This window comes from Nevskia ramosa DSM 11499 (assembly GCF_000420645.1).
GTDB lineage: Bacteria > Pseudomonadota > Gammaproteobacteria > Nevskiales > Nevskiaceae > Nevskia > Nevskia ramosa.
The window spans coordinates 208920-234577 of sequence record NZ_ATVI01000011.1; the positions used below are offsets into that span (position 1 = coordinate 208920).

General features: G+C 62.0%; 25 protein-coding genes and 1 tRNA gene. 14 read left to right on the top strand and 12 right to left on the bottom strand.

Going from position 1 to position 25658, the window contains the following annotated elements; translation table 11 throughout:
• Nucleotides 1–6 precede the first annotated feature (6 nt).
• Complete coding sequence (gene hpnK / locus G513_RS24075; protein WP_022978395.1) at nt 7–816, top strand: hopanoid biosynthesis-associated protein HpnK; 810 nt, start codon at nt 7–9, stop codon at nt 814–816.
• Complete coding sequence (locus G513_RS0118705) at nt 813–1814, top strand: lysylphosphatidylglycerol synthase domain-containing protein (protein ID WP_022978396.1); 1002 nt, start codon at nt 813–815, stop codon at nt 1812–1814. Before hpnK ends, G513_RS0118705 begins: the two co-directional genes overlap by 4 nt.
• Here the strand turns inward: G513_RS0118705 and hpnA are convergent.
• The 5 genes from hpnA to G513_RS0118730 form a co-directional block, all read right to left on the bottom strand.
• Nucleotides 1805–2797, bottom strand: coding sequence for a hopanoid-associated sugar epimerase (hpnA, locus tag G513_RS0118710; RefSeq protein ID WP_022978397.1), 993 nt, complete (start codon nt 2795–2797; stop codon nt 1805–1807). The two genes, G513_RS0118705 and hpnA, sit on opposite strands and share 10 nt — an antisense overlap.
• Nucleotides 2794–3522: a phosphorylase family protein gene (locus tag G513_RS0118715; protein WP_022978398.1), complete on the bottom strand. Its 729-nt coding sequence runs from the start codon at nt 3520–3522 to the stop codon at nt 2794–2796. The genes hpnA and G513_RS0118715 overlap by 4 nt, the downstream gene beginning before the upstream one ends.
• 18 nt (nt 3523–3540) lie before the next feature.
• Nucleotides 3541–5574 carry a squalene--hopene cyclase gene (gene shc / locus G513_RS0118720; protein ID WP_084711631.1) on the bottom strand — a complete coding sequence of 678 codons (2034 nt, stop codon included), beginning with the start codon at nt 5572–5574 and terminating at the stop codon, nt 3541–3543.
• A 90-nt stretch (nt 5575–5664) separates the two neighbouring features.
• Nucleotides 5665–6738 (bottom strand): phytoene/squalene synthase family protein, encoded by a 1074-nt coding sequence (locus G513_RS0118725; RefSeq protein WP_022978400.1) that lies wholly within the window; start codon nt 6736–6738, stop codon nt 5665–5667.
• Between the two features lie 232 nt (nt 6739–6970).
• Nucleotides 6971–7537, bottom strand: coding sequence for an adenine phosphoribosyltransferase (locus tag G513_RS0118730; protein ID WP_022978401.1), 567 nt, complete (start codon nt 7535–7537; stop codon nt 6971–6973).
• A gap of 145 nt (nt 7538–7682) precedes the next feature.
• On the opposite strand from G513_RS0118730, the gene G513_RS0118735 reads away from it, so the two are divergent.
• The 4 genes from G513_RS0118735 (at nt 7683) to G513_RS0118750 (ending at nt 11812) form a co-directional block, all read left to right on the top strand.
• Nucleotides 7683–8591 (top strand): polyprenyl synthetase family protein, encoded by a 909-nt coding sequence (locus G513_RS0118735; protein WP_051144498.1) that lies wholly within the window; start codon nt 7683–7685, stop codon nt 8589–8591.
• Between the two features lie 67 nt (nt 8592–8658).
• Nucleotides 8659–9753: a hypothetical protein gene (locus G513_RS0118740; protein ID WP_156891800.1), complete on the top strand. Its 1095-nt coding sequence runs from the start codon at nt 8659–8661 to the stop codon at nt 9751–9753.
• 293 nt (nt 9754–10046) lie between these two features.
• The gene (locus tag G513_RS0118745; protein WP_022978404.1) at nt 10047–11471 is read left to right on the top strand and encodes a DUF6538 domain-containing protein; all 1425 of its coding nucleotides are present in this window, start codon (nt 10047–10049) and stop codon (nt 11469–11471) included.
• 47 nt (nt 11472–11518) lie between these two features.
• Nucleotides 11519–11812: a hypothetical protein gene (locus tag G513_RS0118750; protein ID WP_022978405.1), complete on the top strand. Its 294-nt coding sequence runs from the start codon at nt 11519–11521 to the stop codon at nt 11810–11812.
• A gap of 610 nt (nt 11813–12422) precedes the next feature.
• Here G513_RS0118750 and G513_RS0118755 read toward each other — a convergent pair.
• Both G513_RS0118755 and G513_RS0118760 read right to left on the bottom strand, forming a co-directional pair.
• Entirely contained in the window at nt 12423–13454 is a 1032-nt protein-coding gene (locus G513_RS0118755) for a hypothetical protein (RefSeq protein ID WP_156891801.1), read from the bottom strand.
• 64 nt (nt 13455–13518) lie between these two features.
• Nucleotides 13519–14208: a recombinase family protein gene (locus G513_RS0118760; protein WP_022978407.1), complete on the bottom strand. Its 690-nt coding sequence runs from the start codon at nt 14206–14208 to the stop codon at nt 13519–13521.
• Between the two features lie 134 nt (nt 14209–14342).
• Between G513_RS0118760 and G513_RS0118765 the strand changes: the two genes are divergently transcribed.
• From G513_RS0118765 to G513_RS0118785, 5 genes are all read left to right on the top strand, one after another.
• A complete protein-coding gene (locus G513_RS0118765) occupies nt 14343–14792 on the top strand; it encodes a hypothetical protein (RefSeq protein ID WP_022978408.1) in 450 nt (149 codons plus the stop codon).
• Nucleotides 14789–15301 carry a hypothetical protein gene (locus G513_RS0118770; protein ID WP_022978409.1) on the top strand — a complete coding sequence of 171 codons (513 nt, stop codon included), beginning with the start codon at nt 14789–14791 and terminating at the stop codon, nt 15299–15301. Before G513_RS0118765 ends, G513_RS0118770 begins: the two co-directional genes overlap by 4 nt.
• 26 nt (nt 15302–15327) lie before the next feature.
• A complete protein-coding gene (locus tag G513_RS24080; protein ID WP_022978410.1) occupies nt 15328–15666 on the top strand; it encodes a hypothetical protein in 339 nt (112 codons plus the stop codon).
• A gap of 82 nt (nt 15667–15748) precedes the next feature.
• A complete protein-coding gene (locus tag G513_RS25885) occupies nt 15749–15910 on the top strand; it encodes a hypothetical protein (RefSeq protein WP_156891802.1) in 162 nt (53 codons plus the stop codon).
• 132 nt (nt 15911–16042) lie between these two features.
• Nucleotides 16043–16936 carry a hypothetical protein gene (locus G513_RS0118785; protein ID WP_022978412.1) on the top strand — a complete coding sequence of 298 codons (894 nt, stop codon included), beginning with the start codon at nt 16043–16045 and terminating at the stop codon, nt 16934–16936.
• Between the two features lie 454 nt (nt 16937–17390).
• Here G513_RS0118785 and G513_RS0118790 read toward each other — a convergent pair.
• A tRNA-Ser gene (locus G513_RS0118790) sits at nt 17391–17478 on the bottom strand.
• Nucleotides 17479–17706: 228 nt separating this feature from the next.
• Here G513_RS0118790 and mltF point away from each other — a divergent pair.
• Nucleotides 17707–19191 (top strand): membrane-bound lytic murein transglycosylase MltF, encoded by a 1485-nt coding sequence (gene mltF / locus G513_RS24085; RefSeq protein WP_022978413.1) that lies wholly within the window; start codon nt 17707–17709, stop codon nt 19189–19191.
• Here the strand turns inward: mltF and G513_RS0118800 are convergent.
• On the bottom strand, nt 19142–19471 hold the full coding sequence (locus G513_RS0118800) for a (2Fe-2S) ferredoxin domain-containing protein (protein ID WP_022978414.1): 330 nt from the start codon (nt 19469–19471) through the stop codon (nt 19142–19144). The genes mltF and G513_RS0118800 overlap by 50 nt on opposite strands.
• Before the next feature lie 7 nt (nt 19472–19478).
• On the bottom strand, nt 19479–20345 hold the full coding sequence (locus G513_RS24090) for a DUF481 domain-containing protein (protein WP_022978415.1): 867 nt from the start codon (nt 20343–20345) through the stop codon (nt 19479–19481).
• Nucleotides 20346–20428: 83 nt separating this feature from the next.
• Here G513_RS24090 and G513_RS25890 point away from each other — a divergent pair, with 83 nt between their 5' ends.
• Nucleotides 20429–21670: a (Fe-S)-binding protein gene (locus tag G513_RS25890; RefSeq protein WP_022978416.1), complete on the top strand. Its 1242-nt coding sequence runs from the start codon at nt 20429–20431 to the stop codon at nt 21668–21670.
• Here G513_RS25890 and G513_RS24095 read toward each other — a convergent pair.
• Both G513_RS24095 and leuS read right to left on the bottom strand, forming a co-directional pair.
• Nucleotides 21618–22259, bottom strand: coding sequence for an LPS-assembly lipoprotein LptE (locus tag G513_RS24095; protein ID WP_022978417.1), 642 nt, complete (start codon nt 22257–22259; stop codon nt 21618–21620). The genes G513_RS25890 and G513_RS24095 overlap by 53 nt on opposite strands.
• A 112-nt stretch (nt 22260–22371) precedes the next feature.
• Nucleotides 22372–24960 carry a leucine--tRNA ligase gene (gene leuS / locus G513_RS0118820; RefSeq protein ID WP_022978418.1) on the bottom strand — a complete coding sequence of 863 codons (2589 nt, stop codon included), beginning with the start codon at nt 24958–24960 and terminating at the stop codon, nt 22372–22374.
• A gap of 311 nt (nt 24961–25271) precedes the next feature.
• On the opposite strand from leuS, the gene G513_RS0118825 reads away from it, so the two are divergent.
• A partial coding sequence (locus G513_RS0118825) for a pilin (protein WP_022978419.1) occupies nt 25272–25658 on the top strand: 387 nt, incomplete at its 3' end.

Here is a 25658-nt window from a genome sequence, read left to right on the forward strand (position 1 = left end):
ACGGCGATGCGTCGCCTGATCATCAACGCCGACGACTACGGCCTCGATCTGGCCGTGAATGCCGCTGTCGAGCAAGCGCATGTCGACGGCGTGCTGACCACGGCCAGCCTGATGGTCGGCGCGGCAGCAGTGGCCGATGCGGTTGAACGCGCCAGGCGATTACCGAGACTCGGTGTCGGCCTGCACTTGGTACTCGCCGATGGTCCGGCCGTATCGCGTCCCGAAACCGTCCCCGATCTAGTCGATGCACGCGGCTGCTTCGGCGACCACATGGCGCGCGATGGCTTCCGCTTCTTCTTTCTGCCGCGCGTCCGCCGGCAACTGACCATCGAGATTCGCGCCCAGTTCGAAGCGTTCCGGGCGACCGGCATCGCGCTCGACCACGTCAACGTACACAAGCATTTCCATCTGCATCCGACGGTGCTGAGCCTGATCCTCGACATCGGCCGCGATTACGGCCTGAACGCCGTGCGCCTGCCGCGCGAGCCCGGCGCAGCGCCGTTGCTCGCGCCGTGGCTGGCGCTGACCCGGCGACGACTGCGAGCTGCGAACATCCTGCACAACGATGCGATGTTCGGCCTGAGCGCGACCGGCGCGATGGATGAAGCAGCGCTGCTGGCGGCAATCGAAAAACTGCCGCCGGGCTTGAGCGAAATCTATCTGCATCCGGCGACCCGACGAAGACTGACGCCGACCATGAGCCACTACCGGCACGACGACGAACTGGCCGCGCTGCTGTCGCCCAAAGTGCAGGACGCCATCGCGCAGCACGGCATCGTCACCGGTCGCTGGGCCGATTTCGTCGAACGCCGATGACCAAATGGCTGACGGCGCTGTTCGGCCTGCTGGGCCTGGGCCTGCTGATCGGCCTGGTCGCGCAGGGCGGCACCACGGAAATCCTTGCGCTACTGGCGACTGCCGGCTGGGGCCTGCTCTGGCTGATCCCTTTCCACGTGTTGCCGATCGCGCTCGATGCCGAAGGCTGGCGCGTGCTGCTGCGCCATCGCGACGTCAACGGCACAGCGCATCTGCCATTCCTGTGGTGGATCGCGTCGGTGCGTGAAGCGGTAGGCCGGCTGTTGCCGGTCGGCGGTGTCGGTGGCGAGATCGTCGGCATCCGATTGACCTTGTGGCGGGTGCCGGATGGCGCGGCGGTCACCGCAAGCGTCGTTATCGAAACCTTGCTGACCATCGTCAACGTTTATCTGTTCGTCGCCGCCGGGCTTTGCCTGGTGATCGCGCTCGATGGCGGCAGCCTCGCCGGCTCGCTGCTCGGTGGACTTGCCGCGACCTTGCCGGTGCCGCTGCTGCTGTATTGGCTGCTACGTCACGGTGCGTTGTTCGCGCGCATCGAGAAGCTAGTGATCGGCATGCTCGGAGAAGAGAGCAAGCTCGCTGCGCTGTTCGGCAGCGCTTCAAGGCTGGACGCCGAACTGAGGCTGATCTTCGAGCGTCGGCGCGATCTGCTGATCAGCCTGCTCTGGCAGCTTGCGGGGATGGTGGTCGGCGCCTTCGAGGTGTGGTTGGCGCTGCGCCTGCTCGGCCACGAGATCTCGCCGCTGCCGGCGATCGCGCTGGAAGCACTGGGTCTTTCGATCCGTCACTTCGCGTTCTTCGTGCCGGCAGGGCTTGGCGTGCAGGAAGCGGGCTTCGTGCTGTTCGGCCAGCTGCTCGGCGTGCCGGCCGATGCGGCGATCGCGCTATCGCTGGCGAAGCGCGTCCGCGAACTCGGTTACGGCATTCCGGCGCTGCTGTCCTGGCAATGGGCCGAGACGCGGCGGGCGCTCAAACGCCAAGGCAGCGATCAGAGATAGCCGTTGTCACGAAACCAGCGCACGGCATCTTCGAGCGCGGCACGTGCCGGGCGCGGGGCATAGCCGAGTTCGCGCTTGGCCTTCGCGCAGGAGAAATACATCCGCTTTTTCGACATCCGGATTTCCTCGACCGTCGCCACTGGCGCGCGGCCGGTGAACCGCGACAGCGCTTCGGCGAAGTAGGCCACTGGCATCACGGCGGCATGCGGCAGCTGGATCTTCGGCGCGCGGCGGCCGGTGATGTCGGCAATGGTGGCGAGAATTTCGCGCAGGCTCATGTCGTCACCGCCGAGCACGTAGCGCTCGCCGAGCTTGCCCTTGCGATACGCCAGCAGATGGCCTTCGGCAACGTCGTCGACATGGGCGACGTTCAGGCCGGTATCGACGAAGGCCGGCATGCGGCCCGCCGCGGCATCGCGGACCACGCGGCCAGTCGGCGTCGGCTTTACATCGCGCGGGCCGATTGGCGTCGAAGGATTGACGATCACCACCGGCGCGCCCTGCGCGGCAAGTTCGCGCACCGCTTCTTCGGCCAGGAACTTGGAGCGCTTGTAGTGGCCGACCATGTCGGCAACGGTCACCGGCGTGCGCTCGTCGCCGGGCGTGCCGTTCTTCGGAATGCCGAGCACGGCAACGCTGGAGGTGTAGACGATGCGTTTGACGCCAGCGGCATGGGCGGCGGCAACCAAGGCCCGCGAGCCATCGACATTGGCCTGGTACAGCTCGTCCGGATTCGGTGCCCACAGCCGGTAATCGGCCGCCACATGGAACACCGCGTCGCAACCTTGGACGGCGCGCTTCAGCGATGCGGGATCGGTCAGATCGCCAACCACCACTGTCGCATTCAGGCCATCGACGTTGCGGCGATCGGAGTTCTTGCGGCTCAGCAGGCGCAGCTCGAAACCGTCCGCGAGCAAACGACGGGCAACAGCCGAACCGACGAAGCCGGTGGCGCCGGTGACCAGGGCAATGGGTGGCTTCATCGTGCGGATTCGGTCGCGAATGCGAAATCAGGGGCGGCGGCGCAAACGGCGCGCAGGCTACGCTCGGCCGCGGCGAATGAACTGGCGAGACCGGGCAGCTTCATGATCTGCCACGGCGCTTTCAGCAGGCCGCCGATCATCGCCGCCGCTTTCGGCCGACCATAGGCGTCGACACCGTCGATCACTGCCAGCGGCAAGCTTGCTTCAGCGTCATCGACAATTGCCCGCACGGCCAGGAACGGCAGTCCGTGTGCGGCGGCGACATCGGCGATCGCCGAGCTTTCCTGATCGACGGCGACGGCCTGGCTTTGCGTGTGGGCCAGATACTTGATGCCGGCGTTGAGCAGGGTTTGCCGCGTGGTCAGCAAGCGGCCGTCGACCAGCGCGATGTCAGCCTGCGCGCAGGCGGCGACAAGGCGTGCTCGCCAGGCATGATCGGTATCGACGTAATGGCCATCCATGAACATCACCTGGCTGGGCACCACGACATCGCCTGATTCGAGTGCGGCGGCAAGACCGCCGGCGGTGCCGAAGCTGAGCAGTGCCTGGCAGCCGCGATCGACCAGCACTTCGGCGGCCATCGCCGCGGCCGTTTCGCCGATGCCGGAGACGTGGATCAGCAGACCCGGGCGGCCGTCATTGAGCCCGGGCTTCGGCGCGCGCAGGCCGAGCGCTTTCGCTTCCGACAGCAGCGCGACGACGACACCAAGCTTCGCTTGCGGCATCGTCTTCGCAGTTCCGGCTCAGACGGCCCGGCGCGCGCGCAGCTGGCGGTAACGGGCCAAGGTCCACAGCGGGAAGTAGGCGTCGTAGCCGTAGTACTTCATGTAGAACACGCGCGGGAAGCCCGGTGCGTTGTGGCCCGGGTCATGCCACAGACCGTCGTACTGACCGCCGCTGTGTTGATTGGCGATCAGCCATTCGATGCCGGCTTCGATCGCCGGATGCTCAGGCCCGTGCACGGCCATCAGCGCCAGCAGCGCCCAGGACGTGCTGTTCGGCGTGCTGATCACCGCGCCCTTGCGCGGCATCGTGCCGGTGAGCGTCGGATCGAGATAGGTGTCGTTGGTCTCGCCCCAGCCGCCATCGGCGTTCTGGCGCGCTTCGATGTAGGCCACGGCTCTGGCGACGTACGGCGCATCGGCCTTTTCGCCGACCAGCGCCAGCCCGGCCAGTGCCGACCAGGTGCCATAGATGTAGTTGGTGCCCCAGCGTCCCCACCAGGAGCCGTCCGGCTGCTGGGCTTTCTTCAGGTACTTGATCGCGCGTTCGATCGCCGGGCGATCTTCCGGGCGCTTGAGCACACCGAGGAAGGCCAGCACGCGGCCGGTGACGTCTTCGGTCGGCGGATCGAGCATCGCCTTGTGATCGGCGAACGGGATCGAGTTGATCCAGTGATGGGTGTTGTCGGCGTCGTAGGCACCGAAGCCGCCATTCTTCGACTGCAGGCCGAGCAGCCATTCGGCCGCGCGGCTGACCGCTTCCGCATGGCGATTGCCGCCCACCGTACCTTCGCGGCCGGCCAGATGCATGACGCCGGCAACCACGGCAGTGTCATCGAGATCCGGGTAGTACTCGTTCCAGTACTGGAACGCCCAGCCACCGGGACGCAGGAATTTGTCCGGTGCCGACTGGATCCAGTCGCCGACGTGGTCGAGGATCTGGCGCGGCTTCATCCAGTCTTCGGCGCGGCGGATCGCGGCCTTGGTCGCGGCGCGGCTGGAGCCGTCCGGCGCATCGGCGTGGATCAGCGCCATCATCGCCCAGCCGGTATCCCAGGTCGGCGACAGGCAGGGCTGCACGTAGGCGCTGCCGTCCGGCGTTTCCTGGATCAGCTTCTGGATCGACTTCAGACAGGTGGCACGCAGCGGGTGATCGGCCGGATAGCCCAGCAGGGCCAGCGCTTCATAAGCGTTGACCATCGCGGGGAAGATGCCGTTGATGCCGTCCTCGCCATTGAGGCGGGCGACGAACCAGTTCTCGGCCCGCTTCAGGGCCAGCTTGCGCAGCTTCTTCGGCGCGAAGCGGTCCATGACGCGGCCGAACTTGTCGAGCGCCAGGAAGAATCGGGCGAACGCGGTGTCGTTCGGGAACCACTGGGTTTCCTGCTCCGGCGGCCGGACGAACAGTTCGGCGATGTGAATCGCGCGCGGGTTCTTGGCCTTCGCCTTCAAGGTGCAGAGCACGAACAGCGGCACCATCACCGCACGCGCCCAGGTCGCGACCTTGTAGATCTCGAACGGGAACCAGCGCGGGAACAGCACGATCTCGACCGGCACATACGGCGCCGCTGCCCACGGCACCTGACCGAACATCGCCAGCAGGATGCGGGTGAAGACGTTGGCCTTGGCAGCACCGCCCATCGCCAGGATCACTTCGCGAGCGCGGACCATGTGCGGTGCATCGACGTCATCGCCGGCGCACTTCAGCGCGTAATAGCTCTTGACCGTGCAGGACAGATCGATCGCGCCCGGCTGGTCGTAGTTGCGGTACTGCGGCCAGCCGCCATGTCCATCGAGGACTTGCTGGGCGCGAATGAACTTGGCGATCTTCGCCTGCAGCGCATCGTCGATCTCATCCATGAAATGCATCATCAGGATGTATTCGGCGGGGATCGTGCAGTCCGCCTCGAACTCGAAGCACCACTCGCCGTCCGGCTTCTGCAGCTTCAGCAACGCCTCGCGGCCGATGTCGATCGCCGCATGCAGCCGGCCTTCGGCCTCGGCGATCAGTTCGCTGGGCGAGCGACGAAACAGGGCGGCATTCGGTGCATTCATCGGCTTCAAGTCTTCAGTAACTAACGGTGCTTGCTCGGAAGCCGATGCACGCAAGAACCACGCGCAGCGGGCGGCTTAGCTAGCGCGGAATCAGGCTTCGAGCGGCGCCTGAGCCGGCGTGGTGACGATCTGCGGCAGGCCCGCCGCGGTGCGTCGGAACAGAAAGCGGAGCCAGGTGTTGCTGCGGATGCCGAGGCTGGTCAGCGCCATCGTCCACATCACCGAGGTGCGCGAGATCTTCACCTCGGCCGCACTCGTGTAACCAGGCGTGGCGACGATCTTGCGCAGGGTCAGCAATGCCATGCCGATGTTCCACGCGCAGAACTTGCGGATGCCGGTATCGCCCGGCGCGATCGCCAAGGTGAATTCCAGCGCATAGGCGAGCTGGGCGTGAGTGACGGCGACCAGTTCATGCAGCGCGCGCTGCACCGCTTCGCCCTGCTTCGCCGGATCGACCTCGATCATGACCACGCCGTGCTGGGCGAACTCATGACGCGGCATCCAGCTGACGCCGCGGGCGCGGTCTTCCCAGATGTCCTTGAGGATGTTGGTCATCTGCAGGCCCTGACCGAAGGCCACGGCATAGCGCGACAGATCGCCGCGACGCCTGGCGGTATCGGCCGAGAACGCGCAGAACAGATCGGACAGCATTTCGCCGACGACGCCGGCGACGTAATAGCAGTAGCGGCCCAGCTCGTTCAGATCGCGCAGGCCATCGGGCCCGGCCTGTTGCTGGAAGCGGTGCATACCGCGGCACATGATGCGCAGGCAGCGTTCGATCGCGGCGCGTGGGCCGGGCTCGAAGCTGTAGGTCATGGTCAGCACGGCCTGGGTGTTCTTGACCAGCTCCATCTCGGTCGCCAGGGTTGCCGTCGACAGCTTCGGCAGCAGCTCGTCGACGAAAGCCGCCACCGAACCACGGCCGCCGACCAGATCCGCGAACTGCTCGGTCAGCCGTACCTTGTCTTGCGGGTTCAGCGCCGGCTCGTCCTCGATGGTGTCGGCGATCCGACACAACAGGTAAGCGTTGGCGACGACGCCACCGAGCGGCTGCGGCAGCTGCGGAATGGTCAGCGCAAAGGTGCGGGACACGCCCGGCAGGATGTGCGCCTGGAACGCGGCCGCGATCAGCAGGGCGTCCGTGGTGGATTGCTCGATCGTCATCAAGGATTCGATACGGTTGCCGGCTGGCGGGACGGGATCGCAGGCTTTGAAGTCGGCTGCCAGTACGGATTTCCGGGCCGAATCGAGCGGATCATGTGGTGAGTCATGGCATGGAACGGCGGATGAAGGGCATGCTCGCCAGCGTTTTCTGCCGGGCATTGTATCAATCTTGTCTGTAACGGCGTCGCGACGCTCCAAAACGGAGCATCCGGCCAGCGGTCGAAGATTGTAATCACCCGTAGGTTACGAGACTGTCAACCGACACACCCGGCAGACGGCTGCGGCCATCGAGAAACGCCAGCTCGATCGGGAACGCACAAGCAGCCAGCACACCACCGAGCCGGGTAACCAGCGACACGACCGCTGCCGCCGTGCCGCCGGTGGCCAGCACGTCATCGACGATCACGTAACGACGGCCGGCAACGATGGCATCGGCGTGCACTTCGAGCAGGTCTTCGCCGTACTCGAGCTGGTAGGCAACAGACTCCGTGCGCCGCGGCAGCTTGCCCGGCTTGCGAACCACGATCAGCGGCAGGCCGATCAGGGTCGCCAGCGGCGCGCCGAAGATGAAGCCGCGCGACTCGATCGCGATCAGCGCGTCCGGCCGGTGCTCGGCGATGCGGGCCGCGAGTGCCGCGATGCAGGCACGAAAACCGGCGACATTCTCGAGTAGCGGCGTGATGTCCTTGAAGCCGACCCCCGGCTTCGGGAAGTCCGCCACATCGCGGATCAGTGCTCTCAACTGCGATTCGACAGCTTCCCGATCAGCCGGCTTGGCGGTGGCAGCAATGGACGTCATGTTCGTTATCGTCTTGTCCGGTTCGGGCCGTTCGGTTCAAACTGCGCGGCCTCAGGCTTATCGCAATGCAACAGTTTGGCAGCTTCCGCCAGAGCTTTCAGCCCGAAATCCGCCCTGCCATCATTGCCGCCGTGAGCCGCCTGCCTTGAATTCCGTCGCAGCATTGCCTTCTTTCTCGGCGCGCATCGCCGCCTATCGCAGCCGCTTCGACGGCGCCCTCGATGCCGCCCTGCCGCCACTTGGCACCGACCCTGCGCAGCTGCACGAAGCGATGCGCTACACCTGCAACGGCGGCAAGCGCCTGCGCGCGCTGCTGGTCTACGCCGCTGGCGAAGCGCTAGGCCTGCCGGCCGATCAGCTCGACGCTCCGGCCGTCGCCGTCGAACTGATCCACGCCTACTCGCTGGTTCACGACGATCTGCCGGCGATGGACGACGACGACCTGCGCCGTGGCCAGCCCACCGTGCACAAGGTCTGGGACGATGCGATGGGCGTGCTGGTCGGCGATGCGCTGCAGACGCTGGCCTTCGAGACACTGACTCACAGCATTCCGGCCGACGGCGAAGCCGCTCGCCGCCTGCTCGGCGTGATCAAGGCATTGGCGCACGCCTCCGGCTCGCTCGGCATGGTCGGCGGCCAGGCCGTCGACATCGAATCGGAAGGCCAGCGCATTCCGCTCGAACGGCTGAAATCACTGCACGCGCGCAAGACCGGCGCGCTGATCCTCAGCTGCCTGCAGATGCCGCTGGCACTGGCCGCACCTGCGGCGGACGTGGTCGAAGCGCTGACCACCTACGGCCGCCAGCTGGGCCTGGCCTACCAGATCCAGGACGACGTGCTCGACATCACCCAGTCCACCGAACAGCTTGGTAAGACTGCCGGCAAGGACGTGGCGCAGGAGAAGTCGACTTATCCGGCGCTGCTCGGTTTCGATGCCGCAAAGGCGCTGGCCGAGCAGACGTTTGCCGATGCGCGGGCAGCGGTTGCCGGGCTGGGCGAGAAGGCTGAGGGGCTGCAGTGGTTGGCTCTGGAGATTGAGGGGCGGAATCATTGAGGTTGAGGACTGGGGTCACAAACAATCAATGCTGCCGGCGCGTCTTGCGCCGCGTTCGGGGACTTCTATGAAAAATAATAAAATGCGTCCGCTGCTGTTGCTGTTCTCCACGTGCCTGCTGTCTGCACCAGCGTTCGCCGACCCCTGCCTGCAGACCGACAAGAAGGGCGCCGACGGTGATCCGCGCAGTTACGACTACGGCAAGTGCAAGTCCGACAAGCCGAGCGAGACCTATGGGTCGATCGGCGTCATCGGCCAGCAGATGCAGGGCCTGATGGAGCAGCGCCAAGCCAATGACGATGCGCAGCGCGCCGCGATCCAGCGTAGCAACGCGGCCTTCCTGGCCGAGCGCGCGCAGCTGTACTCGAAGATGAAATTCGGCACTTCGATGGAACTGGTCAACGGCCAGGAAACCGTCGCCATCTACCAGTACAAGGACGCCGATATCTCGGCAGAACAGCGTGCCGCGATCCGCAGCGAAATCGGTACCGCGATCGATGCCGGCAAGCTGCTGGAAACCTACGGAATCGTCGACTACAGCAGCGACGCCGCCTGGCCAGCAGAACCGGCCAGCGAGAAGTGGAAAGCCTGCGAAGTCGCCACGGTGCTGACCCGCGCCTATACCTTCGGCGATTTCATCACCGCCGATCAGAAGAATCCGGCCAAGGGCTTCGCAATCGCTCGGAAGGGCAAAGACCGCAACTGCGGCGGCACCGCCTACTGGTTGGGCCGTATCTTCGAACTCGGCGACACGGTGACGCCGGGTGTCGACAAGGTGCTGGACAAGTATCCGCGCACGCGCATCCGCGATGCCTACGAGATCGCCATCATCAACGGCGTGCTGCCGGCCTACGAGCGCGCCGCCGAGATGAACACCCACCCGCTGCCGCGCTACAAGGACAAGAAGTACTTCGAGCCGACCGAGTTCACGCGCTACCAATACTGGTACGACATGCAGGGCGAGGAGTATCAGCTGGCAACGCGCCAGTACCTCAAATGCCTGGATTTCGAGCCCGGCAACCTGGTATGCGCGCGCGGCCTGCGCGACCTGTACAGCCTCGACAAGCCGCCGTTCAAGCCGAATGTGGAACTGGCGGCTTACTACAAGGACTACGTCGGCAAGCTGGAGCAGCTGATCGCGGCGAGCGATAGCGGGAAGTGACGAAACGAAAAGCCCGACATCGAGTCGGGCTTTGCCGGCCACGCGGTCGTGCCGACTCTCTCGCCTGAAAGTTGACCCCCGGCCACTGCGCGGCTTCGAATCCCACCCTCGGCTTTTCCGCCACAAACAAAAAACCCGACATTCAGTCGGGTTTTTTGTTTGTGTGGCGGAGAGGGTGGGATTTTTCACCGACCGTCACAGGCTGTTGAATCACAACGTAAGTTCATGTTGTCTCGGGGTTTTTCAGGTTTTGCTACGTGAGAGTGCTACAAACTCTCGCATCTGGAACAACCATGTCCCGAGAGCCGTTCGTTATCCGTCGCGGCAACGTCCTTTACTTCCGAATCGCCATCCCTGCCGACCTCCGCCCGGCGCTCGGTCGGCTGGAAATCTTGAAGACCCTGAATACCTGCGACACTCGGCGCGGTGGACCGATGGCGCTCAGACTGGCCGCCGACGCCAAAGAACTATTCCAGGCATTGCGCCACCAGACGCACCGCCAACAAGAGACGCATGCGAGGCCCTCAGACGAGCCCTACTGCGTCCGACCTTCCGGGGCAGCCATGGCAGCGGGACAAGGTAAATCGCGCCGTCAGGGTCGCCCCACGGCCGCGCCGGAGACGTTCGAGACGGACTACTCGGTCAAGTTCAACTTCGGGCCGTCTGGTGAAACCCAGAGCATGGAAGTCGTCGCTGAACCCCACGAGGGCGACGCGGTCGCGTCGCTTTTCAGGGAGCTAAGGGTTTCCGGTCCTGTTCAGATCGGGGCAACTCGGAACGTCGTACCTGCTAGCCCGCAGCCCAAAAAGGGGAAGCCAGTTTCCATAAATGGCCTCTATGACGCCTACGTCAAAGAACGGCAGCCAAAAGCGAAGACGGTCGATTCTTGGCGCAGTCGCGTGAAGGACTTTGTAACTTTCATCGAGCACGACGACGCAACCTTGGTTACACCGGAAGACGTGGTCTGTTGGAAAGACGAGCTGGTCGGCAAAGACTTAGCTGCGACGACGATCAACAATGGCTACCTCGCCGCCCTTCGATCGGCTTTCAAACACGGACTCAGGAACAAGTACCTGGCGACCGATCCGACTGACGGCATCATCGTGTTGGAACCGTCTGGGGACGGCAGTAAAAACCAAAAACCGTACACCGACGAAGAAGCACGCCGGATGATCGGCGAGGCTAGAAATCTCAAGACCTGGCTGAGGTGGTTGCCGGTCTTGCTCGCCTACACCGGCGCACGGGTCGAAGAAATCGCAGGGGCAATGAAAGCGGACGTTCGCGAGATCAACAAAGTTCTGGTCATCGACCTGAACGAAAAACACCGGCATCTGAAAAACACAACTTCAGTGCGGAAGGTACCGCTTCATTCCGCCATCGTCAGCGAAGGCTTCCTTGACTACGTCGCGACCCTGCCGGATCAATCGCCCCTGTTTCCGGACATAACGCCCGACCAGTACGGCCGGCGCGGAACCAATGCCTCCAAGATCAACGCCCGATGGGTCAGGGGCGACATCGGCATTAGCGATCCCCTCATACAACCCGCACACGCATGGCGGCATCGGTTCGCGGACCTGTGCCGGGATTGGGACATTCCTTCAGAAGCTCGGTACGCCATTGACGGACACAAGGTTCCGGGAGTTGGTGCCTCTTACGGACAAGGCTTCAAGTTGGAGAAGCTGGCCGCTTTAATCGAGTTGATCCCTTCACAGGGCTAGTCACCTATGACGCTCGTAACGTTCACAACCAAACCGGAAAACCCCTCTTGAAAAATCTTGTCGGCCTCATCATCACTCTGAGCCTGTCGGCCTGTGCCGCTGCGGGAAACAAGTTTGATGCGTCGAAAATCAACACCCTGATTCCAGGAGTTACGACGCTCGATTCAGCTACTCAGGAGCTCGGTCGATCTGCTGCCACCGAAACTAACGAGGACGGCAGCAAGCTGGTCAAGTGGAAGTACGCAACTGCATCACTCGTCGGAACGCATTTTGACGGAGTAGCCATCTTGTTTGGACCGGACGGCAAGATGATGCGCATCACAAAGCAAGAATCACACTAACTTCGAGCACCGCATCAGAGCGGCCATCCTGATGCGGTTCCTTTCACGCCACGCCGTGAACGCATGAAGTGAAGAACATTTGCCTTATCTGTCCCCCTAAACCGGGAATCAGGTCGCCTTCATAAGGACACGCTGTAGCTGCATTCTCGACCAGCACCCGCCACGCGGAGCAACGATCCCGGGCGTGCGATCTGTTGAACCAAGCTCAACCCCGTTGGTAAAGCCGTCTAGCACAGCTAAGCGTGAGCGATAAACCCTCACGGCTATTCGACGACAAAACGAACTCGCCATCCGTCTCGAGCTAACGGCCGTACATCGACCTGCACCCTTGCTAACGGGTTAAAGGGTCGCTAAGGTGAAGGTGTTGGGGGGTGAAGAGCGAGAAGGCCGCGATGGAACCTCCCCTCTTGCTAGGAAGTCAGAATATCTGTAGGGTAGAGGCCCCTGAAGTTGTAGGGTGAATTTCCAAGTGGGACTCGGAGATAATGGTGACTATGAATACAGTGGCAATGGATGTTGGCCCGAAGGGCGACTAAGTCATTGATTTTAAGCAGTAAAAAAGCTCCTTTCTAGGGGCTTTTTTGTTTTCGGCACATCTATCCCGCGCACTTCACGATGTGACATCCGCGAACTCGACTGCATAGTTAGCTTTCAGCCATGCTAAGTCCTCGTCTTGAATCGCAGACTGTTTCATGCTCGGATTCAGCTTGAAGGACTTTCGCAGCGCCCCTAAAGCATCCGAAGAAAGAACTTTTCTTTCTGCATCGCTCGCAGGGCCAGCCGGCAAAGAGCCAGCGATCTGAGCCGAATAGCAGGCAACATTAAACCAAGCGTTTTCATCTTCTCCGCTCGCGGCAATAATCGTATGAACAGACTTTAGTGCTTCACGAAAGTCTTTTTTACGCTTATACAGATTGCCGCGGACGCCATGAGCACGCTTGATAACCGATGGATTAACCTTCGACGCATCTTTAAGCGCAAGGTTCACGTAGTTAATTCCATCATCGAGAACCCTTACATACTCAGCATCCGTACAAGGATCTGATTGCGGATCTTTTAACTTAAGCATCTTTGCGACTGTATTAGCGATCTCACGCGCGACAATGCCGTGCATAACGTTTAATGCCGCAATTGAATTTGAGTTGTAGTCGTGCTCGAAAAATTGATTAACCAGAGCCTGAACATCTTCGGCTCGCGATTCAGCATCGCTGACTTTGGTGTGAGCTTCTGAAATCGTTGTATATCCTTTAAAGCCGAGAAAAGTTAGTAGCGCGGCAATCGCCCCAATTATGGTAAGCGTTCTTTCTTGATTTTCTTTTAGAAGGGTAACGCGCTCATTCAACAACTGGATTTCTGCTTTGGACGTCGCAGCTGCTACAGCAGCTTTCACTGAGACCTGCTCTACAGGAACCTTACCGGTGGAACCCACGGCAGCGGCATCGAAGTATTGGCCTAAAAAAGATGGCCTCCCCATGCTGAAAGACAACAGTGAAATACAGATGACGAAGATCAGAACATATACCGGAATGGCGAATTCAAAAACCCATCTAATCAGCCGCCATAACTTCTTGAAGACGTATATGAGTGCGCCAGTCTTGGGATGCTTTTGAGAGAATGTGTGCTGAACAGATTGTGAGGTCATAAAGACATTCATATCGTCAATTTTCAGAACCCAGACTATAAATCAACTCGCCAACGCGCAGAAATCACCGCCTAATTGGCAGCGTCTGGACTGCGTTAAGGATGTTGATTCGGTGTAATTGCATACGCGACCACCTCCCTCCCCGTGGCGCACCAATTCCTAAGCTGTTGAGTTGCGCAACCTGTTCTTCCTGACTGAACCCTTCGGCCACAAGGCCGTCTAGTATCGACTTGAGCTTATGCGCAAATTCCCGCGCTGCTTTTTTTCGCGTTTCGAGATTAGCACGCAGGTTGGCCGGCCCTGCCGCTCCCAACGCTACGCCGCGCGCCTTAGCGGCGATAAGGGCGGACTTCGTGCGGGCGCTGATCTGGTCGCGTTCCCATTCCGCCATGACCGCGTGCATCTGGATCATCACCTTGTTGGCGTGCGGCATGTCTGCCGCAACGAACTCGCACCGGGTTTCGAGCAAGCCCGAAATGAAATGAACATTTCGAGCCAGCCTGTCCAGCTTCGCGATGATCAGTGTTGCACCGTGCTTCTTGCACATGGCCAGTGCTGCCCGTAGCTGCGGCCTTTTAGCTAGAGCGTTCGCACCCTTGCCCGTCTCGACTTCAACGAACTCGCCGACAAGCTCGCCATGCTTGTCACCGAGGTATGCGGTAACTGCTGCCTGCTGCGCCTCAAGGCCAAGACCTGAGCGACCCTGCTGAAGGGTGCTGACACGGCAATAGCTGACGAACTTTCCTGCGGTCATTTTTTCCTTCCTGTAACAGATTAGACGGACGTTTAATGTGTTGCACTATACGACTGATCCTTATATAGCGCAAATGCGCAAATTGTGGTACAGTCAGCTCCTCAAAACTGAAAGAGCTTTTTATGAAGCGCCGAATGCTTCCCATCGCTAGCGGCAAGCGATTCCCCATCACCCTCGACGAATCGACGTGGACAGCCGTTGACCTGCTGGCGGCACGAGCCGGCATCTCATGGGGACAGTGGTGCGGGGCCGTAATCAGCAAGACGAAGGAAACGGAAAACTGGACAGCGGCGGTTCGCAAGGCCGCGATTGACGGTCTTCTGCTTGGTGAGTTCATGAGCGACCTGAGCGGTCGAGCGCAAGAAGTTGGCGTTCAAGAGCGCCATTCACTTATGCGTGGTGCGGCTCTGTTGGGAGACGCGGCTTTTGAACAGGAAATGTCGAAGGCCACCGTGCAGGGTGAATTCGATTGCACCAGCTTTCGCGTGATCTTTGGCCACGATGAACTAGGCACGGACTGCGTCTGGATTCGCAATCAACTGATCGGCGGGATGCACTTCGCCTTTGTTTCGCCGATCAAGTGAAGGGCACGACAAGCGGTCTGGTCTGGCACTACACCGTCCCGGCCGCTCTCCCGAAGATCATCGAGACAGGCGAGTTGCGGGCTTACATTTCAAAGCAGCACCGCGCTTCGCTGTATGAGTTGCCGCTGATCTGGTTTTCAGCCCATCAGACATGGGAGCCGGCCCTGATTCGGCAGGGAAAAGGTAGCGACGGCCTGCTGACGCCTTTTTCGGACGATGGCGGGCTTGACGGCAGACCGGTCTATCGCGGCGGCGGGGTCAGGTTTGGCGTACCTCGCGACCGGCTTGTCCCCTATCGACTGCTGCCGCTGATGGCCGGCATGAGTGCGGCCACGCATCGCAGAATCACCGAGAAATACCAGAACCTAGCCCGCGAACTTGGCGATCCAAGTCTTGGAACTCATCAGTGGTTCTGTTCAACGCGAACTCTTTCACTGGCCGAAGTGGTCCCGCAGGTTGATTTTGGCAACGGCTGGGAAGGCGACCATCGTGGCAAGACGCTTCACTGACATTTACCAACCAGAGGTTTATCACCATGTCCGTTTCAAACCAGGCCGTACTTAGCGGCGCTCAAGTCGCTACGATCCTTCACGCCGAGTTCGGCCCTGTCCGCGAGTGGAGCGACACCCTTGCCGATATGCGTCGCGGCCGTTCGTCAATCGCCGGCTTCTCCCTCGCACCGTTCTGCCGGATGCAAGCAAAGGGGTCAGGCACATCTAAGAGGCCGCTCTACCTGCAAGCCGAAACGGAAGAGTTCATCCAGGACTTGCGCGCGGTCCTGCCAACTGCTCCGCCTTTGTCGCTTGAGCCTCAAATCATCGCGGTTGACGATGCCGACAATCGGGGCTGGCGGTCATGCAAGATCATCCACTAGACCTAGGCCGGATGCGTCGCGCGGTGCGCGTCCGCGCCCTTCCAAGCCGCGACCAGGAGAGACGTACAACACAATGAAGACAATGACGCTGGACCAGACCGCTGACTACCTTCAGTTCGCCAGCATTGAACAGACGATCGATGCCGGGTTTGCCCTGGTCAACATCGGCAGGACTGAAGCCGGACAAAGATTTGTCATGGTGAATGACATGAGAGGAGACACGGCCGTGACGGAAAGCCTCTAACAGGACAACGACGGAAGGCACATTCGCCTTCCGTCGTTGCCCTGGTTTGATCAGTCACTACTGACTGATAGTCGCACCCAAAAATAAGCCGCAGTCGGCATGCACCGATGCGGCAAAAAGGCATATAACTCAATGGATTATAGCAAGTACCGCTTCAGCGCGGTCATCGACTTCATTGAATTCGAGATCGAAACCAGCAAGCACACGAACTTTCAGACCGTGCAAGGCAGGCTTGGCTTATCGCCTCAAGGTCGACCGCGTTACGTGCATGGCTTGGATGAAGGTCCGGGCGGGGCGGCTACTCGGTTCCGGTTCAGGCTGTACGACGTTGAAAGCTGGACCGATGTTCAGGCGACTCTGGATAGCATCGCGGCCCGGCACCCCCTTGTCTTTGAACCACACATCACTGCGGTTGAGGTGGCGTTTGACGCCTACAGCAAGGCTAACGATCCTGAAGAGCTAACGGACATGGCCGCAACCCTGTACCGCTTCCATACCCGACCTCCGCCTGGTATCGAACGCTTCGCGGGGAAGGATGCACATAGCGGCGAAGACACCGGCACTGTTCGCTCACGACGGCTCATCTTCGCCAGCCGCAGTAAGACCCTGTATGCGGGGAACCAGCACGACGCACCGCTCAAGGGTCGGAAAGCCGAGCCATACTGCGCACGCATCTACGTCAAGGTAACGAACGACGGCACGCCTTTGCCCTCGTCTGAGCACCGGACCAGATTCGAGATAACGCGACAGCTGGAAGCCTTGCCATTCATCAACATGGTCGGCGCGGTTGCGTTCGACTTCACCAGTCTTGCCGAGTGGTTCAAGTGGCGTCGGCCCCGCCCCGGCCTGAACAAACTCGATCGAGTTCTCATCGAAGCCTATTCCGGTCGGATAGGACAACGAGAGAAGCGGAACCGGCGCGAAGGCGGAACGCGCATGCACTCACGGCTGACCGTGGCAGACACGGCGCTGAACCGTCACAGCTATGACGCGCTGAGATCGCTGACAAAGCGCTTGGGGACGTAGATCGCGAAGACCGCCGAAGCGCGGCTTGCGGATTTTACGGGTTTGAATCCGACCAGGGCGGCGCTGAAACCGTTGTACAACTAAGGAAACTCCGACTTCCTCGTCGTTCGCCCTAATAACTATCTACAACAACCAATATAGAGGGAGAAGACGCTTACAAATCCGACCGACGAGGTACTGGCACATGATCACCATGACGGTCATGCAACCAGAGCGAAGGGGGCGTCTATCTTAGATAAAAAGCCGCGCCTTCAAGGGCATGCTTTGAATAATTTCCGGGCTGAAAAAACACAACCTTACCTTTCAGTAGGTCGGTCAGATGCCAGGCTGGCGAGACCAGTCACCAGGCGGTTGCATGACCGCACTGGTTAAGCTGAGTATTGGCGCAGAGGGCTGCTACAAAAGCCCTCAAAGTGCCCCGAAATTCATGCGCACAATCAACAGCTTATAAAAATGGCGGAGAGGGTGGGATTCGAACCCACGGTACCGTGAGGTACGCCTGATTTCGAATCAGGTACGTTCGACCACTCCGCCACCTCTCCGGGTTGCTTCAGCGCCTGTGCGCCGGAGGATCGATTCCGGGAGCGGGCTTTGTTGCTGCAGCCCGACTATTCTACCAACTCGGCGCGCGCAGCGGAGAAATTTCTGTTGCTGTCGAACGGTCGGAACGGCTGCTGCATAGAGATGCCGATTCCACGTCGACAAGGCACCGGGTATCACGCGATCACGACAGCGCCGCCGGACCACGGATGGTTCGAGTAACGACGCGAATGAGGAAGCATGACGAGCAGAGCCGTTCGACGATGACCGCGTGGCCCAGCCGGGTGTTCTCGCTGCGGGCGCTGCTGACTGCCGGTCTGCTGTCGGTGCTGATGACCTGTTCGCCGCAGCCAGACAGCCTGGAGCGAGTGCTTGCCGATGGCCGCCTGCGGGTCGCGACCGTCAACAGTCCCACCACCTGTTATGACGGGCCGGCCGGTCCCACCGGTTACGAATGCGATCTGCTGCGCGGCTTCGCCGAGCACCTCGGCGTGAAGCTGGAGCTGACCTACCTCGCCAACAGCGCCCAGATGCTCGACTACGTGGCCGGTGGCAAGGCCGATATCGCGGCCGGCGGCATCAATGTGACTGCGGCGCGAGCCACGCAGGTGCGCTTCACGCAGCCGGTGCAGAGCGTGCGCCTGCAGCTGATCTATCGCGCCGATGACCGGAAACCGCGTGATCCCGGCGATCTCGAGGGTCAGCTGGCAGTACCGGCCGGCAGTTCGATGGCTGAACGTCTGACCCAACTACGCGCCAGCCGTTATCCGAAGCTGCAGTGGCTGGAAGTGCCGGATGCCGGCGCCAACGATCTGCTGAGCCGGGTTTCCGATGGCGAACTCGCTTACACGGTGGCCAACTCCGATCTGGTGGCGATCAATCGCCGCTATGCGCCGCAACTGCGTGTGGCCTTCGATATGTCCGGCCAGGAAGACATTGCCTGGGCGCTGCCGATAGCCGGCGATTCCTCGCTGTTCGACGCGATCCAGGAATACCTCAAGCAACTGCCGCCCAGCGAACTGGCGCGACTTCGCGATCGTCATTTCGGCGAACTGGAGAGCGACGAATACCTCGGTGTGGTCCGCTTCGTCACCGATGTGAAAGCGCTGCTGCCGAAGTATCAGCAGCACTTCGAGGACGCCGCCGAACGCTACGGACTGGACTGGCGAACGCTGGCTGCGATCGGTTATCAGGAGTCGAAGTGGAACGAGGATGCAGTCAGTTCCACCGGCGTGCGCGGCATCATGATGCTGACGCTCGATACTGCCGCGCACCTGAAAGTGCGGGATCGTGAAGATCCGAAGCAGAGCATTCAGGGCGGCGCCCGCTATCTGCAGCTGTTGCAGCGCCAGCTGCCGCAGTCGATCGCCGAGCCGGATCGCACCTGGATGGCGCTGGCGGCCTACAACCAGGGCATGGGCCATCTCCTCGACGCCCGGCTGCTGGCGCAGAAGGCCGGCAAGAATCCCAATCGCTGGCCCGATGTGCTCGAAGGCCTGCGCTTGCTGACGAAGGAAAAATATTACTCGCAGACCAAGCACGGCTACGCGCGCGGCGGCGAAGCGGTGCGCTTCGTCACCAACGTGCGCAGTTATTACGACGTGCTGATGTGGATGACCGGCAGCCTCAGCATCGCGCCGAGCGCCGAAGCTCAGGCGACAGCGGTCAAATCCGCAATCGATCAACCACTCGACCCTGAGCCAGGTGCTCGCTGACAATCTCGTCGATGTCAGCCTTGTTCTTGTAGCGATACCAGACGCCTTCCGGATAGACCACCATCACCGGCCCCAGCTCGCAGCGATCGAGACAGCCCGCCTGATTGACCCGGGCGCGGCCGACGCCGGTCAGCGCCGCTTTCTTCACCCGGTTCTTGCAGTAGTCGCGCAGCTCGTTGGCGCCGTGATCCTCGCAGGATTCGCGGCCATCCTTGCGCTGATTGCAGCAGAAGAAGACGTGATGCTTGAAGTAGGAAACGGGGACGGTGCTATCACTCATGGCGGGCTCATGCCGGGGGCGTACCGAAGGAATAACCGAGATTGATGGTGGTGATCTGGTCGAGATGCCGGGTCTCGGACGGCACTTCCGTGTTGTAGCGAATTTCGTGATTGAAGGTCGCGAACAGGTTGCCGACGATGGTCAGCTTCAGCGCCGTGATCGGGTTGACATAGACATTGGTGACGCCGCCTTCCGTTCGCAAGGTCTGGGTGAATTCCGCATTCGGCGAAATCGTCCAGGTGTACTTGCCGCCGAGCGTGCCGATCGCCGCGGTCTCGTAGATTTCGTCCTGATCGCGTGTGCGATTGGCACCGACACCGATTTCGATATCCAGCTTGTGCCGCTTGTTGCGCAGCACATGGCGGCCGTAGCCGACGGTGGCCGCATAGCGCTCGGCGATGCCGGCGAAGCGGTCGTTGTCATAGGCGAGATTGCCGAACGCGTAGTTGCGAAAGTCGAACTGGTAGTCGGTCTTGTTGGCGACCGAGTAGCGCTCGTCGGTGCTGACGCCGTCACGACTGCCGCTGAAGGCCAATGCGGTGAAACGATTGCCCCAGCGCTCGGCCCGATATTCCAGCGCCGAGCGGAGATTGATCGAACGCGTGCTGGTATTGCCGCTGGCATTGACCAGGCCGACGGCCAGCTCGCCAAGCCACGGCGTCGGCTCCGGCTTCGGTGGCTCGGCAGGCGCAGCAGCAGGTTCCGCCGCGACTTCGGGCGATGCGGCGGGCTTGGTAACCGGTTCGACCAATGGCGGGATGCTGGTGGTTCCGTCTTCGGCGGCCAGCTTTGCAGCGTCCTTGGCCGACACCGGCGTCAGTGGCAGCAGCGTGATTGCCAGCAACAGTGCGCGGGGAAAATGGAATTCAGACATCAGACGAAAGTCTCGATTGGTAAATGAAAGGAAGCCCTGCCGGGCGCGCATCAATGAACAGATCGCGTGCTAGCGTTCGCGCCATGCCGCCGCCCGAATCCCACCCGTTTCCGCTGGCCGCCGCCGATCTCTGCGTGAAGTGCGGCCTGTGTCTGCCGCACTGCCCGACTTATCAGCAGGCGGGCCATGAGGCCGATTCACCGCGCGGGCGGATCATGCTGATGCAGGGCCTCGCGACTGGCCGCATTGTCCCGTCATCGAGCCTTGAACGCCACCTGGACGGCTGTCTCGGCTGCCGCGCCTGCGAACGAGTCTGCCCGGCTTCGGTGCCTTATGGCGAGCTGATCGATGCGGGCCGCGCCCAACTGGCAGCCGTGCGGCCCGAACGTTTGTGGCTGACGCGCCTGCTCAGCGCGGTGCTCAGCCGTCGCCCGCTGCGCCGTCTGCTGGCGACGCTGCTATGGCTTTACGCAGTCAGCGGCGCACAAGGTTTCCTGCGCCGCTTTCATCTGCTCGGCCGTGGTCGGCTTGCGAGACTGGAGTCGACGATGCCGCGCATCGAGCGGCTGCGCGCACCACGAGCACCGATCGTTACCAGGCCACGCGGCAAGGTCGGCGTGTTCGTCGGCTGCATGGGCGACATCGCCGAGCGCGCCGTGGCCGATGATCTGGCGCAGCTACTCGCTGACTGCGGTTACGCGGCTGATTTCGTCGCCGATCAGACCTGCTGCGGTGCCATCGACCAGCACGCCGGCCGGCCGGCAACGGCGGAGCAACTGGCTGCGCGCAACATCGCCGCTTTCAGCACGCGCGATGAGCCGATCCTGCCGCTGGCCACCGGCTGTGCCGCGACCCTGCTCGACTATCCGCGCCTCGCAGCAGATGGCGGCAAGGCGTTCGCGAAACGCTTGCGCGATCCGCTCGCCTTCCTGCTCGAACACGGCGAGCCGCTGCGCTTCAAGCCGACGCGCTTGAAGGTGGCGATCCACGAGCCCTGCACGCAGCGCAACGTGATCCGCCGAGGCGATGCGCTGCGCAGGCTGCTGGCGCGCATTCCGGAACTGGAGATCGTCGAGCTTGATGCCACGTCCGCCTGCTGCGGCGCTGCCGGCAGCCATTTCATCAGCCATCCGGAACAAGCCGACGCACTGTTGGCGCCGAAGCTGGCAGCCGCGGCAAGGCTGCAGCCGGATGTGATCGTCAGCAGCAACATCGGCTGCTCGTTGCACCTCGCGGCGGGCTTGCGCCGCGCCGGAGAGCAGGCCGGGAAAACTAGCCCGGAACTGCTGCACCCGCTGCGTCTGCTGGCACGATGCCGGGCTTGAGTTCGGGCTGCGGCTCGGCATTCGGCGCCGGCTTGCCTGCTTCCGCCGGACGCGCCAGGCCAGGATCGATCGCCGACAGCCTTGCCTCGACTCTCAGCAGCACGCGTTCGGCCAGCTCATCCTGGATGTAGCGGCGCAGGCGCGCTTCTTCCGCTTCCTTGGCGAGAATCTGCTGGGCACTGAAGCTGTAATCGCGCGATACCGTCTGCATCTCAGGCGCGATCAACACTTCCGCCTTGCCATCGACGACCTTGCGCATCTCGAAGGTCACGCGCGTCAGTAGTCGGTATTCGATCGCGCGGCCATCGTTGTCGATCGACAGCACTTCCTGGGCTTCGCGCAAATCACTGAGCCGGAGCACCGTCTCCGCTTCGTCAGCCTTCGACTTGACCACCCCGCCGCCACGCGCGATGCGCGCCTTCAGCGCTTCCTCGACCGGCGGCGTGGTGACCCGATAAGGATCGACCAGTTCGACAAAGACGGACTGCAGCGACGGCGGCATCGGCCGGCTGCCGACGGGATGGAAGCCGCAAGAAGCGAGCAGCCCCGTGGCGGCAAAACCAATCAGCAAGCGATGGATGCGGTTCATGACGGAATCACACCACGAAATTGACGAGCTTGCCGGGGTGAGCCGGAAACGGCGAACGCCAGGCCAGGGAGGGCCTGGCCGGGTTCGGCTCCATGGACGGATCGGGAAGTGCTCATATGACAAAGTTGACCAACTTCCCAGGGACGACGACCTGCTTCCTGATCGTGGCGCCGACCAGGAACCGCTGCACCTGCTCGTCGGCCAGCGCCACGGCGATGATCGCGTCCTGGCTGCTGCCGGCCGGTACGCTGATCTGGCCGCGCAGCTTGCCGTTGACCTGAACCACCAGCTTGATCTGATCGGACAGCCGCGCTTCGGCTTCCGGCTCCGGCCATTCGGCGTCGATCACCGGCGTGGCGTGGCCGAGTGCGGTCCATAGCGCGTGCGAGAAATGCGGCACGATCGGCGACAGCACCCGGCTCAGCGCATCGAGCGCTTCGTCGAGCACCGCGCGGCCTTGCGGGCTGCGATCGTCGAACTTCGCCAGCGCATTGACCAGCTCCATGCAGGCGGCAACGGCCGTGTTGAAGTTGTAGCGGCGGCCGAAGTCATCGCTGATCTTGGCGAGCTGATCGTGCAGCTTGCGGCGCAGGTCCTTCTGCGTGTCGTTGAGTGCCACGCGGTCAAGCGCCTCGACCGCGCCGAGTGCGACGTGATCAGACACCAGTTTCCAGACCCGCTTCAGGAAGCGCGCGGCGCCGTCGATGCCGGCATCGCTCCATTCCAGCGTCTGCTCAGGGGGGGCTGTGAACATCATGAACAGGCGCACCGCATCGGCACCGTGCGATTCGATGATCGCCGCCGGATCGACCCCGTTGTTCTTCGATTTCGACATGGTGCCGAGGCCGCTGGCGACCACCGCTTCGCCCGTGCTCTTCAGCTTCGCGCCGATCGCCGAACCCTTGGCATCGCGCTCCACTTCGACATCCTTCGGCGCAATCCACTCGCGGCCGCCGGATTCAGTCGTGCGGTAATAACCTTCGGCCAGCACCATGCCCTGGGTCAGCAGGCGCTTGAACGGCTCGGCGACCGCCGGCAGGCCGCAGTCGCGCATCAGCTTCGAGAAGAAGCGCGCGTAGAGTAGATGCAGGATCGCGTGCTCGATACCGCCGATGTACTGATCGACCGGCAACCAGTAGGCGGCGCGCTCATCGACCATGCCGGTTTCGCAACCGGCGCTGGCGAAGCGCGCGTAGTACCAGGACGAATCGACGAAGGTGTCGAAAGTATCGGTCTCGCGCCGCGCCGGCTTGCCGCATTGCGGGCAGGCCACGTTGACGAATTCCGGCAGCCGCAGCAGCGGATTGCCACGACCATCCGGCACCAGATCTTCCGGCAGTTGCACCGGCAGCTGATCGGCCGGTACCGGCACTGCGTCGCAATCCTCGCAATAGATGATCGGGATCGGGCAACCCCAGTAGCGCTGCCGCGAGACGCCCCAATCACGCAGGCGATAGTTGACGCGGCGACGACCGGCGTTCTGCGCTTCGAGCCTAGCGGCGATGCCATCGAAGGCATCCTTGAACGCCAAGCCGCTGAACTCGGCCGAGTTGATCGTGAAAGCTTTCTCGGTGAACGCACCTTCGGACAGCTCCGGCGCCGGGCTTTCAGCCGCAGCGGCGATCACCGCCTTGATCGGCAGTCCGTACTTGGTCGCGAACTCCCAGTCGCGCTGGTCATGACCGGGCACCGCCATCACCGCGCCTGAGCCGTAGCTCATCAGCACGAAGTTGGCGGCATAGACCGGCACGTGATCGCCGGTCAGCGGATGGATGACGTCGATGCCGAGTGCGACACCGCGCTTCTCCATCGTTTCCATCGCCGCTTCGGTGACATCGCCACGGCTGGCTTCCTCGACGAAGGCGGCAACCGTGGCATCCCGTGCAGCCGCTTCCAGCGCCAGCGGATGCTGGGCGGCAACGCTGACGAAGGTGACGCCGTACAGCGTGTCCGGACGCGTGGTGAAGACAGTGAGCTTTTCGCTGCGATCCGCAACAGTGAAATCGATCTCCAGCCCTTCCGAGCGGCCGATCCAGTTCGACTGCATGGTCCGCACCGCTTCCGGCCAGTGCTCCAGCTGCTTCACTTCGTCGAGCAGTTCGTCGGCGTAGGCGGTGATCTTCAGGAACCACTGCGGGATTTCGCGCTGCTCGACGACGGCGCCGCTGCGCCAGCCACGGCCATCGATGACCTGCTCGTTGGCCAGCACGGTCTGATCGACCGGATCCCAGTTGACGCGCGAGTTGCGGCGATAGATCAGGCCGCGCTTCAACAGTTCGGTGAAGAACCACTGCTGCCAGCGGTAGTACTCCGGCTCGCAGGTGGCCAGCTTGCGATCCCAGTCGTAACCGATGCCAAGCTGCCTGAGCTGGCCGCACATCGTGTCGATGTTCGAGTACGTCCACGCTGCCGGCGGCACGTTGTTCTTGATCGCCGCGTTCTCGGCCGGCAGGCCGAAAGCGTCGAAGCCGATCGGCTGCAGCACGTTCTTGCCCTTCATGCGCTGGTAGCGGCTGATCACATCGCCGATCGTGTAATTGCGCACGTGGCCCATGTGCAGCTTGCCGGACGGATACGGGAACATCGACAGGCAGTAAAACTTGTCGGCGCCGGGTTTCTCGACCGCCTTGAAGCACAGGTTCTCGGCCCAGTAGGACTGCGCCTGGGCTTCGACTTCGACGGGGCTGTACTCAGGTTTCATGGCGACTTCATGCAGATCAAGGCGGGGTCGCGGCCGGGGAGATTGAACGTCAGGCACGCAAAGGTCGCGTAGTTTACAGCGCGGTCTGGTCGGTCCGGCTGCCAGCCGCGCCTGGCCGGAAAGCGCGCCCGAAGCTGACGGTTTTTGTCACTGCGGGACGGAGAATCGTCGGTCGCGTCGGCTTTCCGATCATTGCAATTTTCATAGGCCATTAATAAGAAAGGGATTTTTTTGTCGCCTCGTGTGGCACAGGCATTGCTCAATAGCTTGGTTGGCTCTTCCCCCGCCATACCTTCCAGGAGCATCTATCCATGAAAAAGACTCAGCAGGGCTTCACCCTGATCGAACTGATGATCGTCGTCGCGATCGTCGGCATTCTCGCCGCCATTGCACTGCCGGCTTATCAGGACTACATCGGCCGCGCGAAAGTGACCGAAGCCGTCGCCCAGTTGGACGGCGCCAAGACCTCGGTAGCCGAATATGTAGCTTCGCAGGGCGCATGCCCTGCAACGACTTCCGCCTCCGGAGTGTCGTCACCGACCGGCGCGAAGTACGTGACCTCCGTTGCGACCGACGCCGCCTGCAACATCGGCGCGCTGGTGCAGAGCGTCAATGCTGGTATTGACGGCAAGTACATCATCCTGGTCGCGTCCAAGCAGGCCGACAACAGCATCACCTGGAATTGCGCGACCAACGCA

Bases quoted from the DNA above. Each gene is read 5' to 3' on its own strand.
- mltF (WP_022978413.1), top strand. From the start codon at position 17,707: ATGAGGAAGCATGACGAGCAGAGCCGTTCGACGATGACCGCGTGGCCC.
- leuS (WP_022978418.1), bottom strand. From the start codon at position 24,960: ATGAAACCTGAGTACAGCCCCGTCGAAGTCGAAGCCCAGGCGCAGTCC.
- G513_RS0118785 (WP_022978412.1), top strand. From the start codon at position 16,043: ATGGATTATAGCAAGTACCGCTTCAGCGCGGTCATCGACTTCATTGAA.
- G513_RS0118715 (WP_022978398.1), bottom strand. From the start codon at position 3,522: ATGCCGCAAGCGAAGCTTGGTGTCGTCGTCGCGCTGCTGTCGGAAGCG.
- G513_RS25890 (WP_022978416.1), top strand. From the start codon at position 20,429: ATGCCGCCGCCCGAATCCCACCCGTTTCCGCTGGCCGCCGCCGATCTC.
- G513_RS0118745 (WP_022978404.1), top strand. From the start codon at position 10,047: ATGTCCCGAGAGCCGTTCGTTATCCGTCGCGGCAACGTCCTTTACTTC.
- G513_RS0118765 (WP_022978408.1), top strand. From the start codon at position 14,343: ATGCTTCCCATCGCTAGCGGCAAGCGATTCCCCATCACCCTCGACGAA.
- G513_RS24095 (WP_022978417.1), bottom strand. From the start codon at position 22,259: ATGAACCGCATCCATCGCTTGCTGATTGGTTTTGCCGCCACGGGGCTG.
- G513_RS25885 (WP_156891802.1), top strand. From the start codon at position 15,749: ATGACGCTGGACCAGACCGCTGACTACCTTCAGTTCGCCAGCATTGAA.
- hpnK (WP_022978395.1), top strand. From the start codon at position 7: ATGCGTCGCCTGATCATCAACGCCGACGACTACGGCCTCGATCTGGCC.
- G513_RS0118705 (WP_022978396.1), top strand. From the start codon at position 813: ATGACCAAATGGCTGACGGCGCTGTTCGGCCTGCTGGGCCTGGGCCTG.
- G513_RS0118760 (WP_022978407.1), bottom strand. From the start codon at position 14,208: ATGACCGCAGGAAAGTTCGTCAGCTATTGCCGTGTCAGCACCCTTCAG.
- G513_RS24090 (WP_022978415.1), bottom strand. From the start codon at position 20,345: ATGTCTGAATTCCATTTTCCCCGCGCACTGTTGCTGGCAATCACGCTG.
- G513_RS0118755 (WP_156891801.1), bottom strand. From the start codon at position 13,454: ATGACCTCACAATCTGTTCAGCACACATTCTCTCAAAAGCATCCCAAG.
- G513_RS24080 (WP_022978410.1), top strand. From the start codon at position 15,328: ATGTCCGTTTCAAACCAGGCCGTACTTAGCGGCGCTCAAGTCGCTACG.
- hpnA (WP_022978397.1), bottom strand. From the start codon at position 2,797: ATGAAGCCACCCATTGCCCTGGTCACCGGCGCCACCGGCTTCGTCGGT.
- G513_RS0118800 (WP_022978414.1), bottom strand. From the start codon at position 19,471: ATGAGTGATAGCACCGTCCCCGTTTCCTACTTCAAGCATCACGTCTTC.
- G513_RS0118740 (WP_156891800.1), top strand. From the start codon at position 8,659: ATGAAAAATAATAAAATGCGTCCGCTGCTGTTGCTGTTCTCCACGTGC.
- shc (WP_084711631.1), bottom strand. From the start codon at position 5,574: ATGAATGCACCGAATGCCGCCCTGTTTCGTCGCTCGCCCAGCGAACTG.
- G513_RS0118730 (WP_022978401.1), bottom strand. From the start codon at position 7,537: ATGACGTCCATTGCTGCCACCGCCAAGCCGGCTGATCGGGAAGCTGTC.
- G513_RS0118725 (WP_022978400.1), bottom strand. From the start codon at position 6,738: ATGACGATCGAGCAATCCACCACGGACGCCCTGCTGATCGCGGCCGCG.